The sequence below is a fragment of the Streptomyces sp. NPDC051909 genome, from assembly GCF_040681095.1.
In the GTDB taxonomy this organism is placed as follows: Bacteria; Actinomycetota; Actinomycetes; order Streptomycetales; family Streptomycetaceae; genus Streptomyces.
In genome coordinates this window covers 200,784-223,042 of record NZ_JBFAYA010000014.1, presented here as the reverse complement: position 1 = coordinate 223,042, position 22,259 = coordinate 200,784, and the positions used below count along the sequence as shown (strand labels likewise).

The following is a 22,259-nucleotide window of genomic DNA, read 5'->3' as shown; positions in this document are numbered from 1 at the left end:
CGGGACCGGCGGTGAGGTGTTAGCAAGGGGCATGACAGCTTCCGCTTCCGCACCCGTACCTGCGCCCGCGCCGGCACCGCAGGGCTCGTACGACGCCGTCATCGTGGGCGGCGGCCACAACGGCCTCGCCGCCGCCGCCTACCTCGCCCGCGCCGGACGCAGCGTGCTCGTCCTGGAACGACTCGACCACACCGGCGGCGCGGCCGTCTCCACCCGGCCCTTCGCCGGGGTCGACGTACGCCTGTCCCGCTACTCGTACCTCGTCTCGCTGCTGCCCGAGAAGATCGTGCGCGACCTCGGGCTGCGCTTCACCGTACGGAAGCGTTCGGTCTCCTCGTACACCCCCTACGGCGACTCCGGCCTCCTCGTCGGCGGCGACCGGGAGCGCACCCGCGCCTCCTTCGCCGCGCTCACCGGCTCCGACCGCGAGTTCGAGGCCTGGGAGGCGTTCTACGGGCGCACCGCCCGCGCCGCCCGCCGGATCTTCCCCACCCTCACCGAGCCGCTGCCGACCCGGGAGGGCCTGCGGAGGCTCGTCGACGACCCGGAGAGCTGGGAGATGCTCTTCGAGCAGCCCCTCGGCGTCGCCGTCGAGAAGTACTTCGCCGACGACCTGGTGCGCGGCGTCGTCCTCACCGACGGACTCATCGGCACCTTCGCCGACGCCCACGACCCCTCGCTGCTCCAGAACCGCTGCTTCCTCTACCACGTGATCGGCGGCGGCACCGGCGACTGGGACGTGCCCGTCGGCGGCATGGGCGCGCTCACCGACGCGCTCGCGGACGCGGCCCGTACCGCCGGCGCGACCCTCCTCACCGACCACGAGGCCATCCGGATCGAGACCGACGGCCGGCACGCCGAGGTCACCTTCCGCACCGCCGACGGCGAGGGGGTCGTCGGCGCCCGCCACGTCCTGGTGAACGCCTCCCCGCAGGCGCTCGCCGCCCTCCTCGGCGACCCGGAACCCACCCCCGCCGAGGGCGCCCAGCTCAAGGTCAACATGGTGCTCACCCGGCTGCCCAGGCTCCGCGACCGCTCCGTCGACCCGCGCGCGGCGTTCTCCGGCACCTTCCACATCGCCGAGGGGTACGGGGAGCTGGCCGCCGCCCACGCCGAGGCCGCCGCCGGGCGTCTGCCCACCGCGCCGCCCTCGGAGATCTACTGCCACAGCCTCACCGACCCGAGCATCCTCGGCCCCGAGGCCGCCGCGCGCGGCTACCAGACCCTCACCCTGTTCGGCCTGCACGCGCCCGCCCGGCTGTTCGCCGCCGACCCGGACGGCGCCCGCGAGGCCCTCCTGAAGGCGACCCTCGACCAGCTCGACGCGCGCCTCGACGAGCCGATCGCCGACTGCCTGGCGCGCGACGCCGACGGCCGGCCCTGCGTGGAGGCCAAGACCCCGCTCGACCTCGAACGCGAACTCCGGCTGCCCGGCGGCCACATCTTCCACCGCGACCTGTCCTTCCCGTACGGGGCGGAGGACGGCGGCCGCTGGGGCGTCGAGACCGACCGGGCCAACGTCCTGCTGTGCGGCGCGGGCGCCGTGCGCGGCGGCGGGGTGAGCGGAGTGCCCGGCCACAACGCGGCCATGGCGGTACTCGAAGAGGCGGCGGGTTGACGCCCGCGACGGCCTCCGCCAGCGGCGTGAAGCTGATCTGCGAGTGCGCTTAAGAAATCCTCGATGGACCATGGCTCCCGACGGACGGAAGATTTTCTTCCAGGGATCTTGGGCGCTTCGCCGCGCCCGGACCCGGCACATCACAGGACACGTACGTCGGGAGCCGTGACATTGAAGGCACTGGTCAAGCAGAAGGCGGAGCCGGGACTCTGGCTCACGGACGTGCCCGAGCCGGAGTACGGTCCCGGTGACGTCCTCATCAAGGTCAAGCGGACCGGAATCTGCGGCACCGACCTGCACATCCGTTCCTGGGACGGCTGGGCGCAGAAGACCATCGCGACCCCGCTGACCCTCGGTCACGAGTTCGTCGGCGAGGTCGTCGACACCGGCCGCGACGTCGCCGACATCAACGTCGGCGACCTGGTCAGCGGCGAGGGCCACCTGGTCTGCGGCAAGTGCCGCAACTGTCTGGCCGGCCGCCGCCACCTCTGCCGCGCCACCGTCGGCCTGGGCGTCGGCCGGGACGGCGCCTTCGCCGAGTACGTCGTGCTGCCCGCGTCCAACGTCTGGGTGCACCGGGTCCCCGTCGACCTCGACGTGGCCGCGATCTTCGACCCCTTCGGCAACGCCGTGCACACCGCCCTCTCCTTCCCGCTGGTCGGCGAGGACGTCCTGGTCACCGGCGCCGGCCCGATCGGCATCATGGCCGCCGCCGTCGCCAAGCACGCCGGCGCCCGCCACGTCGTCATCACCGACGTCAGCGAGGAGCGCCTGGCGCTCGCCCGCAAGACCGGTGTCTCGCTCGCGCTCAACGTCGCCGAGCAGAGCATCGCCGACGGCCAGCGCACCCTCGGCCTCAAGGAGGGCTTCGACGTCGGCCTGGAGATGTCCGGCAACCCGCGCGCGATGCGCGACATGGTCGCCAACATGACCCACGGCGGCAAGATCGCCATGCTCGGCCTGCCCAGCGAGGACTTCTCCGTCGACTGGGCGCGGATCGTCACCTCGATGATCACCATCAAGGGCATCTACGGCCGCGAGATGTTCGAGACCTGGTACGCCATGTCGGTGCTCCTGGAGGGCGGGCTCGACCTGTCCCCGGTGATCACCGGCCGCTACGACTACCGCGACTTCGAGGCCGCCTTCGACGACGCCGCCTCCGGCAAGGGCGGCAAGATCATCCTCGACTGGACCGCTTCTTAGAGGCTCGGTTCGCCTCCGGCCGCCCTGAGCGTGCCTCGACGGTCGATCGTGCTCGGTCCCTCGTACCTCGGGACCTGCGCGCGTTCTCCCTTTCGATGCCCGCGGCGCCCTTTGGCTCACTCGCCCCGGCAGCTCGCCCGACTCCCGAAGGAACCCCCATGTTCGACTCCGTACGCGACGACATCCGCGCCACCCTCGACGAGATCCGGCAGGCCGGCCTCCACAAGCCCGAGCGCGTCATCGGCACCCCGCAGTCCGCGACCGTCGAGGTCACGGCCGGCGGCCGCCCCGGCGAGGTGCTGAACTTCTGCGCCAACAACTACCTGGGCCTCGCCGACCACCCCGACGTGATCGCCGCCGCCCACGCCGCCCTGGACCGCTGGGGCTACGGCATGGCCTCCGTGCGCTTCATCTGCGGCACCCAGGAGGTCCACAAGGAGCTGGAGGCGCGCCTGTCGCGGTTCCTCGGCCAGGAGGACACGATCCTCTACTCCTCCTGCTTCGACGCCAACGGCGGTGTCTTCGAGACCCTGCTCGGCGCCGAGGACGCGGTCATCTCCGACGCCCTCAACCACGCCTCCATCATCGACGGCATCCGCCTCTCCAAGGCCCGCCGCTTCCGCTACGCCAACCGCGACATGGCCGACCTGGAGCAGCAGCTCAAGGAGGCGAACGAGGGCGGCGCCCGGCGCAAGCTGATCGTCACCGACGGCGTCTTCTCCATGGACGGCTACGTCGCGCCGCTCGCCGAGATCTGCGACCTGGCCGAGCGCTACGACGCCATGGTCATGGTCGACGACTCGCACGCCGTCGGCTTCGTCGGCCCCGGCGGCCGTGGCACCCCCGAGCTGCACGGCGTCATGGACCGCGTCGACATCATCACCGGCACCCTCGGCAAGGCCCTCGGCGGCGCGTCCGGCGGCTATGTCGCCGCCCGCGCCGAGATCGTCGCCCTGCTGCGCCAGCGCTCGCGCCCGTACCTCTTCTCCAACACCCTCGCCCCGGTGATCGCCGCCGCCTCCCTCAAGGTCATCGACCTCCTGGAGTCGGCCGGCGACCTGCGCGAGCGGCTCAACGCCAACACCGAGCTGTTCCGCCGCCGGATGACCGAGGAGGGCTTCGACATCCTCCCCGGCGACCACGCCATCGCGCCCGTCATGATCGGCGACGCCGCCGAGGCGGGCCGCATGGCCGAGCTGCTCCTGGAGCGCGGTGTGTACGTGATCGGCTTCTCGTACCCGGTCGTGCCGCAGGGCGCGGCGCGTATCCGCGTGCAGTTGTCCGCCGCACACTCCACGGAGGACGTGAACCGGGCCGTGGACGCGTTCGTCGACGCCCGCGCCGCCCTGCAGGGCTGAGACACTAGGGGCATGATCGAAGCGCGGCGGCTGCACATCCTCCGGGCGGTGGCCGACCACCGTACCGTCACGGCGGCTGCCGCCGCGCTCTACCTCACGCCCTCCGCGGTCTCCCAGCAGCTCGCCGCCCTGGAGCAGGAGACCGGCCACCGGCTGGTGGAACGCAGCGCCAGGGGCGCCCGGCTCACCCCTGCCGGGGAGATCCTGCTGAGTCACGCCAACGCCGTCCTGGCCCAGCTGGAACGGGCCGAGGCCGAGCTCGCCGCGTACGGCTCGGGCGAGGCCGGCACCGTCACGGTGGCGGCCTTCGCCACCGGCATCGGCCTGGTCGTCGCCCCCGCCATCGGCTCCCTCGCCCGCACCGCCCCCGGCATCCGGGTGCGCGTCCAGGACGCCGAGGGCGACGAGAGCCTGCTGATGGTGCTCGACCGGCAGGTCGACGTGGCGGTCGCCGTCGAGTACCGGGGCGCCCCCGGCGAGGACGACGCCCGCCTCACCCGCGTCCCGCTGTACGCGGAGCCCTTCGACGCCGTCCTGCCGCCCGACCACGCCCTCGCCGGCCGCGAGCGGATCGCGCTCGCCGACCTCGCCAAGGACCCCTGGATCGGCCAGTCCGCCGGCAACCCGTGCCACGACGTCACCGTCCTCGCCTGTGAGTACGCGGGCTTCGCGCCCCGCCTGGAGCACGTCTCCGACGACTTCCGCGCCGTCGTCTCCCTCGCCGGCGCCGCCGCGGGCGTGGCCCTGGTACCCCGCTCCGCCCTGCGCGGCACCGATCTCACCGGCGTGGTGGTCCGCCCGGTCGACGGCGTCGCCCCCACCCGCCGCGTCTTCGCCGCGGTCCGCCGCGGAGCCGAGGACCACCCGCTGATCCGGCCGGTCCTGGAAGCGCTGCGGGAAGCGGCCGAACCCACCCTGTAGGCAGGGGCACGGCGCGGCTCAGTCCGCCGACGCCGTCCATCCCGCCGCCTCGACGCGGGAGCGGTCCGCCGGGCGGGACTCGTCGAAGAGGGGGCGGCCCGAGGCGTCCAGGAGGCGCAGGGCGTCCACGTAGACGCCGCGGCCCACGTAGCGGCGGTCGGTGGTGGAGCGCCAGCGGAGGCGGGGCGGGGTGGGCCAGGGGGTGAGGTCGGCGGTCAGGGAGTGCCAACGGCGGCCGGACCAGCCGGTGAGGGTGGCGGTGGGATGGTCCTCGGGGGTGGTGAAGGGGACCGGGGTCCAGGTCGTGCCGCCGTCGGTCGAGGCCTCCAGGACGGCGGCGTCCGCGGCGGGTTCGGTGTCCCACCAGACGGCGCACTCGAAGCGCGCGGCGCCCGGGACCTCGGGCAGCGTGAGGGTCGCGGTGGTGGCGCTCGCCATGCCGGAGAACCAGGCGGTACGGCCGCGGGCCGGGCGGACCGGGACCGCGCGGGCCAGCGCGTCGGCGGCGGCGACCCGGGGCGCGGAGCCGGAGCGCCAGGTGCGCACCGGGTGGACCGAGTTGCCGAGGACGACCAGGAAGGAGTCGGTCGTCGGGTCCAGGACCAGGCTGGTGCCGGTGAAACCGGTGTGGCCGGCGGTGCGCGGGGTGGCCATCGCGCCCATGTACCAGTGCTGGTAGAGCTCGAAGCCGAGCCCGTGCTCGTCGCCGGGGAAGGCGGTGTTGAAGTCGGTGAACATCAGCTCGACGGAGGCGGGGGAGAGGATCCGCGCGTCGCCGTACGCGCCGCCGTTGAGCAGCGTGCGGGCGAGCACGGCGAGGTCCCACGCGGTGGAGAACACCCCGGCGTGCCCGGCCACCCCGCCCATCCCGTACGCGTTCTCGTCGTGCACCTCGCCCCACACCATGCCCCGGTCGAGTCCGGACCACGGCAGCCGCGCGTCCTCCGTGGCGGCGATCCGCGGCCGCCACGAGAGCGGGGGATTGAAACGCGTGCGGCGCATCCCGAGCGGAGCGGTGATCTCGGTCCGGAGCAGGTCGTCCAGAGTGCGACCGGTGATCTCCTCCAGGACCAGCTGCAGCGTGATCAGATTCAGATCGGAGTACAGATAGACCGTGCCCGGCGGGTTCGCCGGCACCTCGTTCCACAGCAGCCGTAGCCGCCCCTCCCGGGTCGGCTCCTTGTAGAGCGGGATCCAGGCCCTGAACCCCGAGGTGTGGGTGAGCAGCTGACGGACCGTGACGTCCTGCTTGCCGCCGCCTCCGAACTCCGGCAGATACGCGGTGACCCGCTCCTCCAGGACCAGCGCCCCGCGCTCGATCTGCTGCACCGCGAGCAGCGAGGTGAACAGCTTGGAGACCGAGGCCAGGTCGAAGACGGTGTCCTCGCGCATCGGGATCTGCTCGTCGGCCGGCAGCTCCACCCCCGTGTCGGTCTTCTCGTCGTACGCCGCGTAACGCACCGCCGAGCCGATCGGGCGGTGCAGCGCCACCGTCCCGCCGCGCCCGGCGAGCAGCACGGCGCCCGCGTACCACGGGTGGGTGGGGGAGGGGCGCAGGAAGGCCTCCGCCTCCGTGACCAGCCGGTCCAGGTGCTCGGGCAGCAGCCCGGCCCGCTCGGCGGACCCTCGCGACAACGTCGTACGCCGCGCCCCGACGGTCCCGCCGATCCCGCCGCTCGCGCCACCCGGCTCCGGGGCGGCCGCCGCCCCCGGCACCGTACCGATCATCAGCGCACCTCCCAGGGCGAGGACTCCGCCGCCGAACGCGCGGCGGCTCGGACCCCGGCTTCCCCTGCTCGACTCGTCCGTCATGCCGTCCGTCATGCCCACCCTCTCTCACCGTTCCCTGAAAGAAAACTTCGGCCACACCGGCAAGATCTGAAACTTTCTACCGGAGTCGCCCCGGATCCCGGAAGCGGGCGGCACCGCAAAGAATCTGACACTGCATCAGAAAATCCCTTCCCTCGGTGCGGGAGCTGCGGCATCCTGCCGCCCATGAAGACGGAGCTGAGTCGCACCCTGGGGATCGAGCACGCCATCTTCGGTTTCACGCCCTTCCCCGCGGTGGCCGCCGCCATCACCAGAGCGGGCGGGTTCGGCGTCCTCGGCGCCGTGCGCTACACCGCCCCCGACGACCTCGCCCGCGACCTCGACTGGATGCAGGAGCACACCGACGGGCTGCCCCACGGCCTCGACGTCGTCATGCCCGCGAAGAAGGTCGAGGGTGTGACCGAGGCCGACGTCGAGGCGATGATCCCCGAGGAACACCGCGCCTTCGTCCGCGAGACCCTCGCCAAGCACGGCGTCCCCGAACTCGCCGCCGGCGAGGCCTCCGGCTGGCGCATCACCGGCTGGATGGAACAGGTCGCCCGCAGCCAGCTCGACGTCGCCTTCGACTACCCCATCAAGCTCCTCGCCAACGCCCTCGGCTCCCCGCCGCCGGACGTCGTCGCCCGCGCCCACGAGCACGGCGTCCTCGTCGCCGCCCTCGCCGGCAGCGCCCGGCACGCCCGCCACCACGCCGAGGCCGGCATCGACATCGTCGTCGCCCAGGGCTACGAGGCCGGCGGCCACACCGGCGAGATCGCCTCCATGGTCCTCACCCCCGACGTCGTCGACGCCGTCGCCCCGCTGCCCGTGCTCGCCGCCGGCGGCATCGGCAGCGGCGAGCAGATCGCCGCCGGCCTCGCCCTCGGCGCCCAGGGCGTCTGGCTCGGCTCGCTCTGGCTCACCACCACCGAGGCCGAACTCCACTCCCGCGCGCTGACCGAGAAGCTGCTCGCCGCCGGCTCCGGCGACACGGTCCGCTCCCGCGCCCTCACCGGCAAGCCCGCCCGCCAGCTGCGCACCGAGTGGACCGACGCCTGGGACGATCCGGCCGGACCCGGCCCGCTGCCCATGCCGCTGCAGGGCCTGCTCGTCGCCGAGGCGGTCTCCCGGATCCAGAAGTACGAGGTCGCCCCGCTGCTCGGCACCCCGGTCGGCCAGATCGTCGGCCGGATGAACTCCGAGCGCAGCGTCCAGCAGGTCTTCGACGACCTCACCCGCGGCTTCGAGCGGGCCGTCGACCGGATCAACCGCATCGCCGGAAGGAGCGAAGGATGAGCCAGGGTCCCAACGGCTTCTGGGCCCAGGCCGCCGCCGACCCCTACCGGACCGTGATCACCGCTCCGGACGGGGAGCGGTGGTCCGCGGGCCGGCTCCACGCCGCCGTCAACCGACTCGTCCACGGCCTGCGCGCCGCCGGCCTGGAGCGCGGCGACGCCTTCGCCGTCGTCCTGCCCAACGGCGTCGAGTTCTTCACCGCCTACCTGGCGGCCAGCCAGGCCGGTCTGTACCTGGTGCCGGTCAATCACCACCTCGTCGGACCCGAGATCGCCTGGATCGTCTCCGACTCAGGCGCCAAGGTCCTCATCGCCCACGAACGCTTCGCCGGGGCCGCCGTCGCCGCCGCCGAGGAGGCCGGGCTCCCGGCCGGTCACCGCTACGCCGTCGGCGCGGTCCCCGGCTTCCGCCCGTACGCCGAACTCCTCGACGGACAGCCCGCCGACCCGCCCGCCGACCGCACCCTCGGCTGGGTCATGAACTACACCTCCGGCACCACCGGCCGCCCCCGCGGCATCCGCCGCCCGCTGCCCGGCAAGACCCCCGAGGAGACCTATCTCGGCGGCTTCCTCGGCATCTTCGGCATCAAGCCGTTCGACGGCAACGTGCACCTGGTCTGCTCGCCGCTCTACCACACGGCCGTGCTCCAGTTCGCGGCCGCCGCCCTGCACATCGGGCACCCGCTGGTCCTCATGGACAAGTGGACCCCCGAGGAGATGCTGCGGCTCATCGACGCCCACCGCTGCACCCACACCCACATGGTGCCCACCCAGTTCCACCGGCTGCTCGCCCTGCCCGAGGAGGTACGGAGCCGGTACGACGTATCCGCCATGCGCCACGCCGTCCACGGCGCCGCGCCCTGTCCCGAGCATGTGAAACGCGCCATGATCGACTGGTGGGGGACGTGCGTCGAGGAGTACTACGCGGCCAGCGAGGGCGGCGGCGCCTTCGCGACCGCCGAGGAGTGGCTCAAGCGGCCCGGGACGGTCGGCAGGGCCTGGCCCATCAGCGAACTCGCCGTCTTCGACGACGACGGGAAACGGCTGCCGCCGGGTGAACTCGGCACCGTCTACCTCAAGATGAACACCGGCGGCTTCCAGTACCACAAGGACGAGGCGAAGACCGCGAAGAACCGCATCGGGGACTTCTTCACCGTCGGCGACCTCGGCGTCCTCGACGAGGACGGCTACCTCTTCCTCCGCGACCGCAAGATCGACATGATCATCTCCGGCGGGGTCAACATCTACCCCGCCGAGATCGAGGCCGCCCTGCTCGCCCACCCCGCCGTCGCGGACGCCGCCGCCTTCGGCATCCCGCACACCGACTGGGGCGAGGAGGTCAAGGCGGTCGTCGAGGCGGCCGAGGGGCACGAGCCGGGGCCCGCGCTCGCCGCCGAGATCCTGGCCCACTGCGCCGACCGCCTCGCCGGCTTCAAACGCCCGAAGTCGGTCGACTTCGTCGCGGCCATGCCCCGCGACCCCAACGGCAAGCTGTACAAGCGCCGCCTCCGTGACCCGTACTGGGAGGGCCGTGAGCGCCCGCTGTGACGGGCGGGGGCAGGCCGGCCGGCGGGCGGGCGGCCGCTCCCGGCTGCGCCCTGCCGAAGCCGTGACACCGCGGGCCCCACGCCCACTGAACTCCGCGCGCTCGCTCAGTCCCTGACGGTCACGACCTTCAGAGCCGGCGAGCGCAGGACGTCCTTCTCGCAGAACCGGGAGGTCACCCAGCGCTCGCCCGCGAACAGCCGGGTCTGGTCGCTGTAGTGCGGCGACGCGGGGTTCGAGGACTGGGAGTACGAGAGCAGGGTCCGGGCCACCGGGCACCGGCCGCCGTCCCAGCCCACCGCCTGCACATGGCTGGTCCCGTGCGCGACCTCCACGTAGCCGCCGCCCGCCGCGTTCCACACGGGCTCGGCCTTGTTCCAGATGCCCAGCGACTCCGTCCCGCCGCTCACCGGGATCCGCTCCCCGTTCCGTACGACGAACTGGTGGGCGCCCAGCGGCGCGTCCAGCGGGATGACCGCCGCACGCAGCTCGGCGGCCGCGGCCGCGAGGGCCTTCGCGAACTCCGGGAGACCGGTGTTCAGGGTGTTCGGGGTGCGGACCGGGTCGGCCGCCGAGAACGGCACCTTCCACTGGTCGGCCGGCTTCACCGTGCCGGTGAACTTCCGCCAGAACCGGTCGAAGAGCAGCGCGCCCCGGCTGTCGGTGTCCACCGTCCGGTCCCAGTCCCCGATCACCCGGCAGACCTCCGGGTCCTCCGGCAGCGCGGTCCCGCAGGCCTTCGCCGCGTCGGCCGCCGCCAGGTCACCGGCCGGCGCCCGGTTGGCGAACTGCTGGCGCTGGAGGTCGGCCACCGTGAGCCCGCCCCGGTCCGCCATCGCCGCCACGTCCTCGATCCCGCCCCGGGTGCGCAGCGAGCGCGGGGTCGCGACCGTGCCGAAGACCCGCTCGTAACCGGCCAGCGGCCGGTCGGCGTTGGCCAGCCACGCGCTGTCGTTGGAGTTCTCCACGTACGGGGTGTCCCGCAGGACCGGCATCCGGGCCGGGCCGAAGACGCCCGGCTGCACCGCGTCCGGGTCGGATCCGAGTACGCAGTCCGACCGCGAGCCGTCGAGCACGGCGACGCCCGAGGCCGGGTAGGTGACCCGGCCGAGCGGGGTGGAGCAGCGCGCGGCGAGCTCGTCGGTGATCCGGGGGAGCACCTGCGACTGGGTGAAGAGCGAGTGCCCCGCCGAGTCCGCCGCGATCGTGTTGACCCAGGGCAGTCCCTGCGTGCGCGCCAGGGTGTCGGCGATGTCCTGCGTGGAGCGGGCCCTGCCGAAGCCGAGCGCGGTGTCGGAGCCGCGCAGGTTGGCGGCGTTGGGGTCGTTCAGCGCGTACGCCGTGGTCGCGGTCCACGGCAGCGGCAGCTGCGCGCCGAGGCCGCCGACGACGGGCCCGTACCGGGTCCACCACTGGGTACGGGTGACGGAGGCGCGGTCCTTGACCGCCACTGTCACCGCGCGCGGGGTCATCCGCTCCGGCTTCCCGTCCACCAGGTACGAGGTCGGGTCGCCGGGCGCGATCCTCAAGCGGGAACTGCGGGACAGGTTCAGTGCTCCCGGCGCAGGTCCACGATCCGCTTGATCTTGCCCACGGAGCGCTCCAGCGTCTCCGGGTCCACCACCTCCACGCCCACCGAGACGCCGATGCCGTCCTTCACGGCCGCCGCGATCGCGCGGGCGGCGGCCGCGCGCTGCTCGGGCGAGGCATCGGGGCGGGCCTCGGCCCGCACCGTCAGGGCGTCGAGACGGCCCTCCTTGGTGAGGCGGAGCTGGAAGTGCGGAGCCACGGCGGGGGTGCGGAGGACGATCTCCTCGATCTGGGTGGGGAAGAGGTTCACCCCGCGCAGGATGACCATGTCGTCGCTGCGGCCGGTGACCTTCTCCATGCGGCGGAAGACCCGGGCGGTGCCGGGCAGCAGCCGGGTCAGGTCGCGGGTGCGGTAGCGCACCACCGGCATGGCCTCCTTGGTGAGCGAGGTGAAGACCAGCTCGCCCTCCGCTCCGTCCGGCAGCACCTCGCCGGTGATCGGGTCGACGATCTCGGGGTAGAAGTGGTCCTCCCAGATGTGCAGGCCGTCCTTGGTCTCCACGCACTCCTGGGCGACGCCCGGGCCCATGACCTCGGAGAGGCCGTAGATGTCGACCGCGTCGATCGCGAAGCGCTCCTCGATCTCGCGGCGCATCTCCTCGGTCCACGGCTCGGCGCCGAAGATGCCGACCTTCAAGGAGGTGCCGCGCGGGTCGACGCCCTGGCGCTCGAACTCGTCCAGCAGGGTCAGCATGTACGAGGGCGTGATCATGATGATCTCGGGCCGCAGGTCCTGGATCAGCTGGACCTGGCGCGCGGTCATGCCGCCGGAGGCCGGGATCACCGTGCAGCCGAGCCGCTCGGCCCCGTAGTGTGCGCCGAGTCCGCCGGTGAACAGCCCGTAGCCGTACGCCACATGGACCTTGTGGCCGGGGCGGCCGCCGGCCGCGCGGATCGAGCGGGCCACCACGTCCGCCCAGGTGTCGAGGTCGCGCTCGGTGTAGCCGACCACGGTGGGCCGTCCGGTGGTGCCGCTGGAGGCGTGGAGCCGGCGGATCTCGGACCGGTCGACGGCGAACATGCCGAAGGGGTACTGCTCGCGCAGATCGGCCTTCACGGTGAACGGGAAGCGGGCCAGGTCGGCGAGCGAGTCGCAGTCCTCGGGCCGGACGCCCGCCTTGTCGAAGGACTGCCGGTAGAACGGCACGTGCTCGTAGACATGACGCAGGGTCGCGCGCAACCGCTCCAGCTGGAGGGCCGCCAGCTCGTCGCGTCCGAGCCGTTCGCCGGCGTCCAGCAGATCACTCATGCGCCACTCCCACTCCCTCGCCCGGGCCGCGCAGGCCGTCCACCGCGCGCCGCCGCGCCGCCTGTCGTAAAACGGGCGACCGATCATTCGGTTGTCTCGTCCGGGATCAGTTAAACCGGCCGCACCCCGGGATTGGCAAGGGGGCGGCCCCGGTTTTCTCCACTCGTCCGTCCGGCGGCCCGCCGCGAGGTGCGCAGGGGCGTCTTTCCGCAGGTCACGCCTGCCGGAGGAAGATCACACATTCGGGTGCGATTACCCCCGGGAGCGCAGGAACGGTGCTGCGCGGGGGAAAACGGACCCGAAGATGATGCCCGTCCGGCTCCCTCACCCACCCCCGGACGAAATGGACCAACGACCACCATGCCTGTCCTGTGCCGTCCCGCCGTCGCCGTGCCCGAACACGTGATCACGCAGGAGGAGACCCTCGACCTGGCCCGCACGCTCCACGCGGACCACGCGTCGCTGCCGCTCGTCCTCCGGCTGATCCGCAACACGGGTGTGGCCCGACGGCATCTGGTCCAGCCCATCGAGCAGACCCTCGCGCACCCCGGCTTCGAGGCACGCAACACGCGCTACGAGGCCGAGGCCAAGGCCCGCGTCCCCGCCGTCGTCGCCGAGGCCCTCGGCCACGCCGGGCTCGAACCGCGCGACATCGACCTCGTCGTCCACGTCTCCTGCACGGGCTTCATGATGCCCTCGCTCACCGCCTGGATGATCAACAACCTGGGCTTCCGCAGCGACACCCGCCAACTGCCCATCGCCCAGCTCGGCTGCGCCGCGGGCGGAGCGGCGATCAACCGCGCCCACGACTTCTGCCTCGCCTACCCCGGCGCCAACGCCCTCGTCGTCGCCTGCGAGTTCTGCTCGCTGTGCTACCAGCCCACCGACCTCACCGTCGGCAACCTGCTCTCCAACGGGCTGTTCGGCGACGCCGTCGCCGCCGCCGTCGTGCGCGGCTCCGGAGGATCCAGCGGCTCCGGCGGGTCCGACGGTTCCGGCGCCACCGAAGTCACCGGCATCCGCCTGGAGCGCAACGGCTCCCACCTCGTCCCCGACACCGAGGACTGGATCGCCTACCGGGTCCGCGAGACCGGCTTCCACTTCATGCTCGACAAGCGGGTCCCCGGCACCATGGAGCAGCTCGCCCCCGCCCTCGTCGAACTCGCCGCCCGGCACGGCCGCGACGCCGGCCGCCAGGACTTCTACCTCGTGCACGCGGGCGGCCCCCGCATCCTCGACGACCTCGGCAAGCACCTGGACGTGCCCGCCGACGCCTTCCGCTTCAGCCGGGCGACGCTGACCGAGTACGGCAACATCGCCAGCGCCGTCGTCCTCGACGCGCTGCGCCGGCTCTTCGAGGAGGGCGGACCGGCCCCCGGCGCCACCGGGATCCTGGCCGGCTTCGGCCCCGGCATCACCGCCGAGATCTCCCTCGGCAGCTGGACCGGCCCGCGCCCCGCCGACCCGGCCACGAGGCGCGCCGCCGACGCCGGTGACGCCGAGGTGCCGTACGCCCCCGGCGCGCCGGCCGCGCGAACCGCCTCCGGCGCCCCGTACGGAACCGGCGCCCTCGGCCCCGTACTCCCCGCTCCCTCCACTCCCGATCACGACATCCCCGTCCCCACGACCCCGGCGGTGGCCCGATGACGACGACCACGACCCCCCACACCAGCGACGAGCCCCACGTCCACTTCTGGGCCGTCCCCGACCTCACCGGACTCGACTTCGACCCGCTCCTGGCCAAGCTCCTCCACGAGGACCCGGTCACCCGGGTGCGCCTGCCGCACGGCGAGGGCCACGCCTGGCTCGTCACCCGCTACGAGGACGTCAAATTCGTCTCCGTCGACCCGCGGTTCAGCCGCCAGGCCGTCTACGGACGCTCCATCACGCGGCTCGCCCCCCACTTCATCCCCATGGAAGGCGCCGTCGGCTTCGCCGACCCGCCGGACCACACCCGGATGCGCCGGGTCGTCGCGCGCGCCTTCAGCGCCCGCGCCCTGCGCACGCTGCGCGACCACGCCCAGGACGTCATGGACCGGCTCCTCGACCGGCTCGAGCAGCACGGCCCGCCCGCCGACCTCATGGAACTGGTCAACCGGCCTTTCCCGCTCGCCATGGTCAGCGAACTCATGGGCGTCCCCGAGGGCGACCAGCCGCTCATGGCCCACTGGTCCGACACCATCATCTCGGCCGGCGCGGGCCGCGAGGCCAGCGAACAGGCCAAGGCCGAGATGGCCCGCTACTTCACCGAACTCATCGGCCGCAGCCACGGCACCGGCAAGGAGTTCCTCGCCGCCGTCCTCGCCGACGCGATCGACGAGGACACCCTCGACGAGCAGGAGGCCGTCGGCCTCGCCGTGCTCATCCAGATCGGCGGCGCCCACGCCGTCCGCAACAACAGCGCCAACATGGTCTACGCGCTGCTCACCCACCCCGAGCACCTCGCCCGGCTGCGCGCCGAACCCGCGCTGCTCCCGCAGGCCGTGGACGAGCTCCTGCGCTACATCCCGCACCGCAACGCCGTCGGCCTCTCCCGGATCGCCCTGGAGGACGTCGAGGTCGGCGGGATCACCATCCCCGCCGGCGACCCCGTCTACATCTCGTACCTCACCGCCAACCGCGACCCCGACGTCTTCGCGGACCCGGAGAAGCTCGACTTCGACCGCGGCTACAACCCCCACGTCGCCTTCGGCCACGGCCCGCACTACTGCCCCGGCTCCGCGCTCGCCCGCATCGAGTCCGAGATCCTGCTCGACACCCTGTGGACCCGCTTCCCCGGCCTCAGGCTCGCCGTCCCCGAGGACCAGATCCGCTGGCAGCGCGGCGCCCTCATCCGCGGCCCCGAGACCCTGCCCGTCACCTGGTGAGAGGAGAACCCCCGCGATGACCCTCAGCGGCCTCGTCGTACCCCCGGGCGAGGGCAGGACCCTCGCCACCCCCGCCCAGCACGTCACCTTCAAGGTCACCGGCGAACACACCCGCACCGCGTCCACCTTCGAAGTCGTCGTCCCGCCCGGCTTCGACGTCGGCGCCCACACCCACGGGCGCGCCGAGGAACTGTTCTACCTCCTCGACGGCGAACTGGAAGTCCTCGCCTTCGAGCCCGAGGTGCGCACCGCCGACAGCTGGCGCGGCTGGCGTTCCGCCGACGGCAAGCGGGCGCTCCGGGCCACCCCCGGCACACTCATGCTCGTGCCGCCCGGCTGCCCGCACGCCTTCGCCAACGTCGGCAGCCGCCCCGCCCGGATGCTCTTCCAGGTCGCCCCGCCCACCTACCACGAGACCTACTTCGAGGAACTCATGGAGATCCTCGGCGCGGCCGGCGGCGGCGAGGTCGACCACGCGGCCATCGAGCAGCTCCGCATCCGTTACGACATCGAACAGATCACCCCGCTCCGGCACGACGCCGGAGCCCGGCCGGAGGCCGCGCCCACACCATGACCCCCGACCCGCAGCACGGCCCGGTCGTCCACGACTGGGCCGTGGTTCCGCTGCCCGCCACCGAGTTCGACCCCGTACCGCACCGCCTCCTCCACGAGGAACCCGTCGCCCGCATCCGCCTGCCGCACGGCGAGGGCCACGCCTGGCTCGTCACCCGCTACGAGGACGTCAAGCTGATCAGCGCCGACCCCCGGCTGAGCCGCGCGCTCACCGTCGGCCTGCCGCTGCCCAGCACCACCCCGCACACCCTCGCCCCGGCCGGCGGCGTCGGCCGCGCCGACCCGCCCGAGCACACCCGGCTGCGCAGACTCATCGCCCCCACCTTCGGCCGGCGGCGCATCGCCGCCCTGCGCGAGCACACCGAACGGCGCGCCGCCACCTTCCTCCTCGACCTGGTGGAGACCGGCCCGCCCACCGACATCGCCGAGAGCTTCGTCGGCCCGCTGTCCGCCGCGGTCGTCGCCGAACTCCTCGGCGTCCCCGCAGCCGACCTCGACCGCGTCCAGGCCTGGCGCGCCGGACTGCTCTCCCACGACACCACCGCCGACGCCGGCGACGCCGTCAAGAAGGAGATCGCCGGCTACTTCGCCGACCTCGCCCGGCACCGCGCCGCCCGTCCCGCCGACGACCTGATCAGCGAACTCTCCGCCGCCCGCGCCGCCGGCGACGTCAGCACCGCCGAACTCGTCGCGCTGGCCGTGATGCTCACCCTCAACGGCCTCGACGCCGTCCGCAACATCGTCTCCACCATGGTGTACGTGCTCCTCACCCACCCCGACCAGACCGCCAAGCTGCGCGCCGAACCCGGACGCCTGCCCCGCGCCGTCGACGAACTCCTGCGCTACATCCCGCAGCGCAACGGCGTCGGCATGCCCAGGATCGCCACCGCCGACATCGAGGTCGGCGGCGTCACCGTCCGCGCGGGCGAGGCCGTGCACGTCTTCTACCCGGCCGCCAACCGCGACCCCGCCGTCTTCACCGACCCCGACCGGCTCGACCTCGCCCGCGACGGCGCCCCGCACCTCGCCTTCGGCCACGGGGCCCACTACTGCGCGGGCGCCCAGCTCGCCCGCATGGAGGCCGAGGTCATGCTCGGCATGCTGCTCTCCCGGCTCCCCGGCCTCGCGCTCGCCGTCCCGCCCGAGCGGATCGCCTGGCGCACCGGCACCGTCAACCGGGGCCCGGAGACCCTGCCCGTCACCTGGTAAATCACTGGCACCACGGCCCACTCGATGCTGGGGTGGGGTCATGGACCTCGCAGCTCTCCGCACCCTCCACGACCAGCAGCTCCGCCTCGGCGCCCGCCCCGACGGGCCCGGCGCCCGGGTGGAGCGCGACGGCCCGGTCGTCCGGCAGACCGGACCCGCGCACGGCTGGAACGGCGTGCTCTGGTCCGGGCTGACCCCCGACGACGCCGACGCGGCCATCGCCGCGCAGATCGGTCACTTCCGCGCCGCAGGCCGCGGCTTCGAATGGAAGCTGTACAGCCACGACGGACCCGCCGACCTCGCCGACCGGCTCCTCGCCGCCGGCTTCGTCCCCGACGCCCGCGAGACCGTGATGGTCGCCGAGGCCGCCGCCGTGTCCGCTCCCGTCGACCTCCCCGAGGGCGTCGAACTGCACCCCGTCACCGACGAGGAAGGGGTACGGATGGTGGTCGAGGTGCACGACCGGGCCTTCGGCGGCGACTCCTCCCCGATCGGCCGGCGCCTGCTCGACCAGCTCGCCGACGCGCCCGACACCGTCGCGGCCGTCGTCGCGCTCGCGCACGGCGAGCCGGTCAGCGCCGCCCGCCTGGAACTCCCGCGGGGCAGCGACTTCGCCGGACTCTACGGCGGCGGCACCGTCGCCCCCTGGCGCGGCAAGGGCCTCTACCGCGCCCTGGTCGCCCACCGCGCCCGCATCGCCGCCGCACACGGCCACCGCTACGTCCAGGTCGACGCCGCCGACACCAGCCGCCCGATCCTCGCCCGGCTGGGCTTCGCCGAACTGACCACGACGACCCCGTACACGTACGAGATCGAGTGAGGCGTACCAGCTCTAGCGCGCCCAGTGGGCGGGGCGCTGGAAGCCCTCGGGCAGGCGGGTGGCCGCGTCGCCGCGCGCCGCGTTCAGCTGGGGCTGGGTGAGGAACAGGGCCCCGGTCAGGTCCGCCCCCGACAGGTCGGCGTCCCGCAGGTCCGCGCCGATCAGATCGGCGAGCGACAGATCGGCCCCGGTCAGGTCGGCCGCGATCAGGAGCGCGCCGCGCAGGTCCGCGCCCCGCAGCTTCGCCCCGCGCAGCCGCTTCCCGATCAGGTCCGCGCCCCGCCGGTCCTTCGGCTTGCCGCCGGCCGCCGCGCGCACCAGGGCGCTGCTCCGCAGCAGCAGCGGGTTCACCTCCGCCCGTACGGGAGCGACGTCCAGCCTCTCCAGGGTGGCGGCGTCCGCAGCGGTCACGTCGGTCACCCGGTCGAGCGCCCGGTCGAGCTCGGCGTGCAGCGGGCGGGTGGCGGCCAGGGCGCGTGCCTCGGTGAGGTAGCGGAGCAGCTCGTACAGCTGGCGCACCACCGGGAACACCTCGTACATCTGCCGCGCGGTCCCGGGCGCCTCGCGCCAGGACACGCCGCCGTACACGACCTGGGAGACGTGCTGGCCGGCGCCGAAGCAGTCGTAGACCGTGCAGCCGGGGAAGCCGGAGTCCCGCAGCCGGGTGTGGATGCCGCAGCGGAAGTCGTCCTGGAGGTTGCGGCAGGGCTCGCCCGAGGCCTTGTTCACGGCGAAGTCGTTGGACCTGGCGAAGGGCAGGGCCACACAGCACAGGCCGAAGCAGTTCGCGCAGTCCCCCCGCAGCTCGTCGTGGCGCGGTGCGGACGGGCGGGTCTCGGACACGGTGGGAACGGCTTCCTTCGCAGGTGGGCGGAGGCCCCACCGTATCGCGCCCCACGGCCCGAGCCGCCGGACAGCCCTCGCGAAACCCGGTTGCCGCGCCCGGCGCCCGCCCTCCATGATCACGACCATGCCTGAGTTCACCACGTACGACGGAACCACCCTCGCCTACCGCACCCTGGGCAGCGGGGAACCCCTCGTCGTGCTGCCCGGCGGGCCGATGCGCGACGCGGCCTACCTCGGCGACCTGGGCGGACTGGCCGCGCACCACACCCTGATCATTCCCGACCAGCGCGGCGTCGGCGCGAGCGCGACCCAAGACGCCCCGGCGAGCTACCGCTGCGACCGGCAGGTCGCCGACGTGGAGGCGCTGCGCGCCCACCTCGGCCTGGAGCGGATGGACCTGCTGGGGCACTCGGCGGGCGCCGCCCTCGCCACCCCTGTACGCCGCGGCGCACCCCGAGCGGATCCGCTCCCTCGTCCTGGTCACCGGAGGCACGCGGGCGGTCGGCATCGAGATCTCCGACGAGGAGTGGGACGCCGCCGCCGAGGTCTTCGCGGACCAGGACTGGTACCCGGCGGCGCGGGCCGCCCTGGACGGCATCGGACCCGACACCCCGTTGCGGCAGGAGGTGGAGATCGTCCTGCCGTTCGCGTACGGGCGCTGGGACGAGGCCGCCCGCGCCCACGCGGCGGGCACCGCCTCGCAGACGAACTGGGCGGCGGCGAGCGCCTTCCACGCGCCGGGAGCCTTCGACCCCGAGGCCACCCGGGCCGCGCTGCGCGAGCTGACCGCGCCCGTCCTCGTCCTCGCGGGTGAGTACGACGCGGGCCCGAGCCCGGCGCGCGCCGCGGAGCTCGCCGCCTGCTTCCCGCACGCCGAGCTCGTCGTCCAGCCCGGCGCCGGCCACTACCCGTGGATCGACGACGCCGGAGCCTTCGTCCGCCCGGTCGCCGCGTTCCTCGACCCCGAGGTGCGCACCGTCACCGTCGACGGCGTCCGGCTCGCCTACCGCGTCAGCGGGCCCGAGGGCGCGCCGCCGGTGGTCCTGGTGCACGGCCGCGGCGAGAACAGCACCGACTGGACCCAGATCGCGGCCGAACTCGCCACCGACCGGCGGGTGTACGCGCTCGACCTGCGCGGCCACGGACTCAGCGACTGGCCCGGGCACTACGGCTTCGACGTCTTCCGCGACGAACTGTGCGGTTTCGTGAAGGCCCTCGGCCTGGTCCGTCCCGCCGTCGTCGGGCACTCGATGGGCGGGGCGGCCGTGTACCTTCTCGCCCAGCGCGAGACGGAGCTGATGGACCGGCTCGTCCTGGAGGACGCGCCGGTCTTCTTCCCGCTCGACCCGCCGCGCGGCTTCGTGGAGCGCCCGGACGGGCCGCTCGGCTTCGACTGGGCGGTGGTCGCCGCGACCGACGCCCAGTTGAACGAGCCCGACCCGGCCTGGCGCACGGAACTCCCCGAGATCTCCCGCCCCACCCTGATCGTCGCCGGCGGCAAGAGCAGTCATCTGCCAAAGGAGCAGCTGACCTGGATGGCGGAGGAGATCCAGGACGCCTGGCTGGTCACCATCAAGGCCGGGCATCTGATCCACGAGAGGCGGCCGCGGCAGTTCCTGGAGGCGCTGCGGGAGTTCGGCGTCTGAGGATTCTGAGGATTCCGAGGGTACGGGTGGGGCTCGGATCCGGTCAGGCGGTGTCCGCCTCCGTCGCCACCGAACGGGCCCAGCGGTAGTCCGCCTTGCCGCTGGGGGAGCGCTGGATGACGTCCGTGAGCACCAGTTGGCGTGGCACCTTGTAGCCGGCGAGCCGGGTGCGGCAGTGCTCCTGGACGGCTGCGAGGTCGAGGGGCGCGGCCCCGCGGCGGAGCTGGACGACGGCCGCCACGTGGTTGCCCCACTTCGCGTCGGGCACGCCGGCGACCAGCGCGTCGTACACGTCCGGGTGGGACTTGAGCGCCTGCTCGACCTCCTCCGGATAGACCTTCTCGCCGCCGGTGTTGATGCACTGCGAGCCGCGGCCGAGGACGGTGACGATGCCCTCCTCGTCGACGGTGGCCATGTCGCCGAGCAGCACCCAGCGTTCGGCGCCCTTCCGGAAGAAGGTCTCGGCGGTCTTCACCGGGTCGTTGTAGTAGCCGAGCGGGACGTGGCCGCGCTGCGCGAGCCGGCCGATCTCGCCGACCGGGACCGGCTCGTGGGTGGCCGGGTCGACCACCTGGGTGCGCTCGTTGACGTGCAGCCGGAAGCCCTTGTCCGGGCCGGAGTCGTCGGTGGCCCGGCCGTTCGAACCGGACTCGGAGGAGCCGAAGTTGTTGAGCAGGAGCACGTTCGGCGCGAGCGCCCGGAACTCGTCGCGCACCGTGTCCGACATGATCGCGCCGGAGGAGGAGAGGCTGAACAGCGAGGACAGGTCCGTGCCCTTCAGCGGCCCGTGCAGCGCGTCGACCAGCGGGCGCAGCATCGCGTCGCCGACCAGGGAGACGCTGGACACCTTCTCCTTCTCGATGGTGCGCAGCACCTCCTCGGGCACGTACTTGCGGTGGATGACGACCCGCTGTCCGTAGTCGAAGGCGATGAACGAGGTGAGTGTGGAGGTGCCGTGCATCAGCGGGGGAGTGGGGAAGAAGGTGATCCCCGCGCCGCCCGCCGCGACCCGCTCGGCCAGCTCCTCGGGCCGCTTGACCGGCTCGCCGCTCGGGTCCCCGCCGAACAGCCCCGCGAAGAACAGGTCCTCCTGACGCCACATCACGCCCTTGGGCATGCCGGTGGTGCCACCGGTGTAGATGATGAAGAGGTCGTCGGGGGAGCGGGGCGCGAAGCCGCGCTCGGGTGATCCGGCCGCCTCGGCGTCCGTGAACTCCGCGCAGTCGACGGAGGGCGATCCCTCGGGCGGGGTCCCCACCCGCACGAGGTGCCGCAGCTTCTCCGTCTGCGGCAGGGCGCCCGCGACACGCGCCGTGAACTCGGCGTCGAAGACGAGCGCGGCCAGATCGGCGTCGCGGTAGAGGTAGACCAGTTCCTCTTCCACGTACCGGTAGTTGACGTTCACCGGCACCAGCCGGGCCTTGAGGCAGGCGAGCACGGTCTGCAGGTACTCGACGCCGTTGTACAGGTGGAGTCCGAGGTGCTCGCCGGGCTTCAGCCCCGTGTCGACCAGGTGGTGGGCCAGCCGGTTGGCGGCGGCGTCCAGCTCGGCGTAGGTCAGCCGGCGCTCGGCGCCGGTGCCGGGGTGGTCGACGTACACCAGCGCCTCGCGGTCCGGGACCACGTCGACGACCGATTCGAACAGGTCGGCAAGGTTGTACTCCACCGTTCCTCCTGATCCTGGCCCGCCGGGTGCTAGGCCGGTCATTA

15 protein-coding genes and 2 pseudogenes are annotated in these 22,259 nt (G+C 73.2%); 12 read left to right on the top strand and 5 right to left on the bottom strand.

The annotated features are described in order from the left end of the window. The first annotated feature begins 31 nt into the window (after window positions 1-31). The 4 genes from AB0M18_RS23305 (at window position 32) to AB0M18_RS23290 (ending at window position 5,100) form a co-directional block, all read left to right on the top strand. A complete protein-coding gene (locus tag AB0M18_RS23305; RefSeq protein ID WP_365760979.1) occupies window positions 32-1,618 on the top strand; it encodes an NAD(P)/FAD-dependent oxidoreductase in 1,587 nt (528 codons plus the stop codon). A gap of 171 nt (window positions 1,619-1,789) precedes the next feature. Then, window positions 1,790-2,821, top strand: coding sequence for an L-threonine 3-dehydrogenase (gene tdh, locus AB0M18_RS23300; protein WP_365761023.1), 1,032 nt, complete (start codon window positions 1,790-1,792; stop codon window positions 2,819-2,821). Between the two features lie 158 nt (window positions 2,822-2,979). Beyond that, on the top strand, window positions 2,980-4,179 hold the full coding sequence (locus tag AB0M18_RS23295; RefSeq protein ID WP_365760977.1) for a glycine C-acetyltransferase: 1,200 nt from the start codon (window positions 2,980-2,982) through the stop codon (window positions 4,177-4,179). A 12-nt stretch (window positions 4,180-4,191) separates the two neighbouring features. Beyond that, window positions 4,192-5,100: a LysR family transcriptional regulator gene (locus AB0M18_RS23290; RefSeq protein WP_365760975.1), complete on the top strand. Its 909-nt coding sequence runs from the start codon at window positions 4,192-4,194 to the stop codon at window positions 5,098-5,100. An 18-nt stretch (window positions 5,101-5,118) separates the two neighbouring features. On the opposite strand, the gene AB0M18_RS23285 is transcribed toward AB0M18_RS23290, so the two are convergent. Further along, entirely contained in the window at window positions 5,119-6,912 is a 1,794-nt protein-coding gene (locus AB0M18_RS23285; RefSeq protein WP_365761021.1) for a serine hydrolase, read from the bottom strand. 183 nt (window positions 6,913-7,095) lie between these two features. On the opposite strand from AB0M18_RS23285, the gene AB0M18_RS23280 reads away from it, so the two are divergent. Both AB0M18_RS23280 and AB0M18_RS23275 read left to right on the top strand, forming a co-directional pair. Beyond that, window positions 7,096-8,205 (top strand): nitronate monooxygenase, encoded by a 1,110-nt coding sequence (locus tag AB0M18_RS23280; RefSeq protein ID WP_365760973.1) that lies wholly within the window; start codon window positions 7,096-7,098, stop codon window positions 8,203-8,205. Beyond that, complete coding sequence (locus tag AB0M18_RS23275) at window positions 8,202-9,752, top strand: acyl-CoA synthetase (RefSeq protein ID WP_365760971.1); 1,551 nt, start codon at window positions 8,202-8,204, stop codon at window positions 9,750-9,752. The genes AB0M18_RS23280 and AB0M18_RS23275 overlap by 4 nt, the downstream gene beginning before the upstream one ends. Window positions 9,753-9,856: 104 nt before the next feature. On the opposite strand, the pseudogene AB0M18_RS23270 reads toward AB0M18_RS23275, so the two are convergent. Then, a pseudogene (locus tag AB0M18_RS23270) lies at window positions 9,857-11,281 on the bottom strand (penicillin acylase family protein); the annotation flags it as partial. A gap of 17 nt (window positions 11,282-11,298) precedes the next feature. Then, window positions 11,299-12,588 (bottom strand): phenylacetate--CoA ligase PaaK, encoded by a 1,290-nt coding sequence (gene paaK / locus AB0M18_RS23265; RefSeq protein WP_365760969.1) that lies wholly within the window; start codon window positions 12,586-12,588, stop codon window positions 11,299-11,301. Between the two features lie 360 nt (window positions 12,589-12,948). Here paaK and AB0M18_RS23260 point away from each other — a divergent pair, with 360 nt between their 5' ends. From AB0M18_RS23260 to AB0M18_RS23240, 5 genes are read left to right on the top strand one after another with little or no spacing between them, the layout of a single operon-like run. After that, window positions 12,949-14,235, top strand: a complete 1,287-nt coding sequence (locus AB0M18_RS23260) for a 3-oxoacyl-[acyl-carrier-protein] synthase III C-terminal domain-containing protein (protein WP_365760967.1) — start codon at window positions 12,949-12,951, stop codon at window positions 14,233-14,235. Next, window positions 14,232-15,455: a cytochrome P450 gene (locus tag AB0M18_RS23255; protein ID WP_365760965.1), complete on the top strand. Its 1,224-nt coding sequence runs from the start codon at window positions 14,232-14,234 to the stop codon at window positions 15,453-15,455. Before AB0M18_RS23260 ends, AB0M18_RS23255 begins: the two co-directional genes overlap by 4 nt. Before the next feature lie 16 nt (window positions 15,456-15,471). Beyond that, window positions 15,472-16,029: a cupin domain-containing protein gene (locus AB0M18_RS23250; RefSeq protein ID WP_365760963.1), complete on the top strand. Its 558-nt coding sequence runs from the start codon at window positions 15,472-15,474 to the stop codon at window positions 16,027-16,029. Continuing rightward, the gene (locus AB0M18_RS23245) at window positions 16,026-17,237 is read left to right on the top strand and encodes a cytochrome P450 (protein WP_365760961.1); all 1,212 of its coding nucleotides are present in this window, start codon (window positions 16,026-16,028) and stop codon (window positions 17,235-17,237) included. Before AB0M18_RS23250 ends, AB0M18_RS23245 begins: the two co-directional genes overlap by 4 nt. 40 nt (window positions 17,238-17,277) lie before the next feature. Continuing rightward, the gene (locus AB0M18_RS23240) at window positions 17,278-18,057 is read left to right on the top strand and encodes a GNAT family N-acetyltransferase (protein ID WP_365760959.1); all 780 of its coding nucleotides are present in this window, start codon (window positions 17,278-17,280) and stop codon (window positions 18,055-18,057) included. 12 nt (window positions 18,058-18,069) lie between these two features. Here the strand turns inward: AB0M18_RS23240 and AB0M18_RS23235 are convergent, their stop codons facing one another. Next, entirely contained in the window at window positions 18,070-18,900 is an 831-nt protein-coding gene (locus AB0M18_RS23235) for a pentapeptide repeat-containing protein (RefSeq protein WP_365760957.1), read from the bottom strand. Between the two features lie 127 nt (window positions 18,901-19,027). Between AB0M18_RS23235 and AB0M18_RS23230 the strand changes: the two are divergent. Further along, window positions 19,028-20,549: pseudogene (locus tag AB0M18_RS23230) on the top strand (alpha/beta hydrolase). 43 nt (window positions 20,550-20,592) lie between these two features. Here AB0M18_RS23230 and AB0M18_RS23225 read toward each other — a convergent pair. Continuing rightward, window positions 20,593-22,215, bottom strand: a complete 1,623-nt coding sequence (locus AB0M18_RS23225; RefSeq protein ID WP_365760955.1) for an acyl-CoA synthetase — start codon at window positions 22,213-22,215, stop codon at window positions 20,593-20,595. Window positions 22,216-22,259 lie beyond the last annotated feature (44 nt).

Bases quoted from the DNA above. Each gene is read 5' to 3' on its own strand.
- AB0M18_RS23245 (WP_365760961.1), top strand. From the start codon at position 16,026: ATGACCCCCGACCCGCAGCACGGCCCGGTCGTCCACGACTGGGCCGTG.
- AB0M18_RS23290 (WP_365760975.1), top strand. From the start codon at position 4,192: ATGATCGAAGCGCGGCGGCTGCACATCCTCCGGGCGGTGGCCGACCAC.
- AB0M18_RS23295 (WP_365760977.1), top strand. From the start codon at position 2,980: ATGTTCGACTCCGTACGCGACGACATCCGCGCCACCCTCGACGAGATC.
- AB0M18_RS23305 (WP_365760979.1), top strand. From the start codon at position 32: ATGACAGCTTCCGCTTCCGCACCCGTACCTGCGCCCGCGCCGGCACCG.
- AB0M18_RS23285 (WP_365761021.1), bottom strand. From the start codon at position 6,912: ATGACGGACGAGTCGAGCAGGGGAAGCCGGGGTCCGAGCCGCCGCGCG.
- AB0M18_RS23240 (WP_365760959.1), top strand. From the start codon at position 17,278: ATGGACCTCGCAGCTCTCCGCACCCTCCACGACCAGCAGCTCCGCCTC.
- AB0M18_RS23260 (WP_365760967.1), top strand. From the start codon at position 12,949: ATGCCTGTCCTGTGCCGTCCCGCCGTCGCCGTGCCCGAACACGTGATC.
- AB0M18_RS23275 (WP_365760971.1), top strand. From the start codon at position 8,202: ATGAGCCAGGGTCCCAACGGCTTCTGGGCCCAGGCCGCCGCCGACCCC.
- paaK (WP_365760969.1), bottom strand. From the start codon at position 12,588: ATGAGTGATCTGCTGGACGCCGGCGAACGGCTCGGACGCGACGAGCTG.
- AB0M18_RS23280 (WP_365760973.1), top strand. From the start codon at position 7,096: ATGAAGACGGAGCTGAGTCGCACCCTGGGGATCGAGCACGCCATCTTC.
- AB0M18_RS23255 (WP_365760965.1), top strand. From the start codon at position 14,232: ATGACGACGACCACGACCCCCCACACCAGCGACGAGCCCCACGTCCAC.
- AB0M18_RS23250 (WP_365760963.1), top strand. From the start codon at position 15,472: ATGACCCTCAGCGGCCTCGTCGTACCCCCGGGCGAGGGCAGGACCCTC.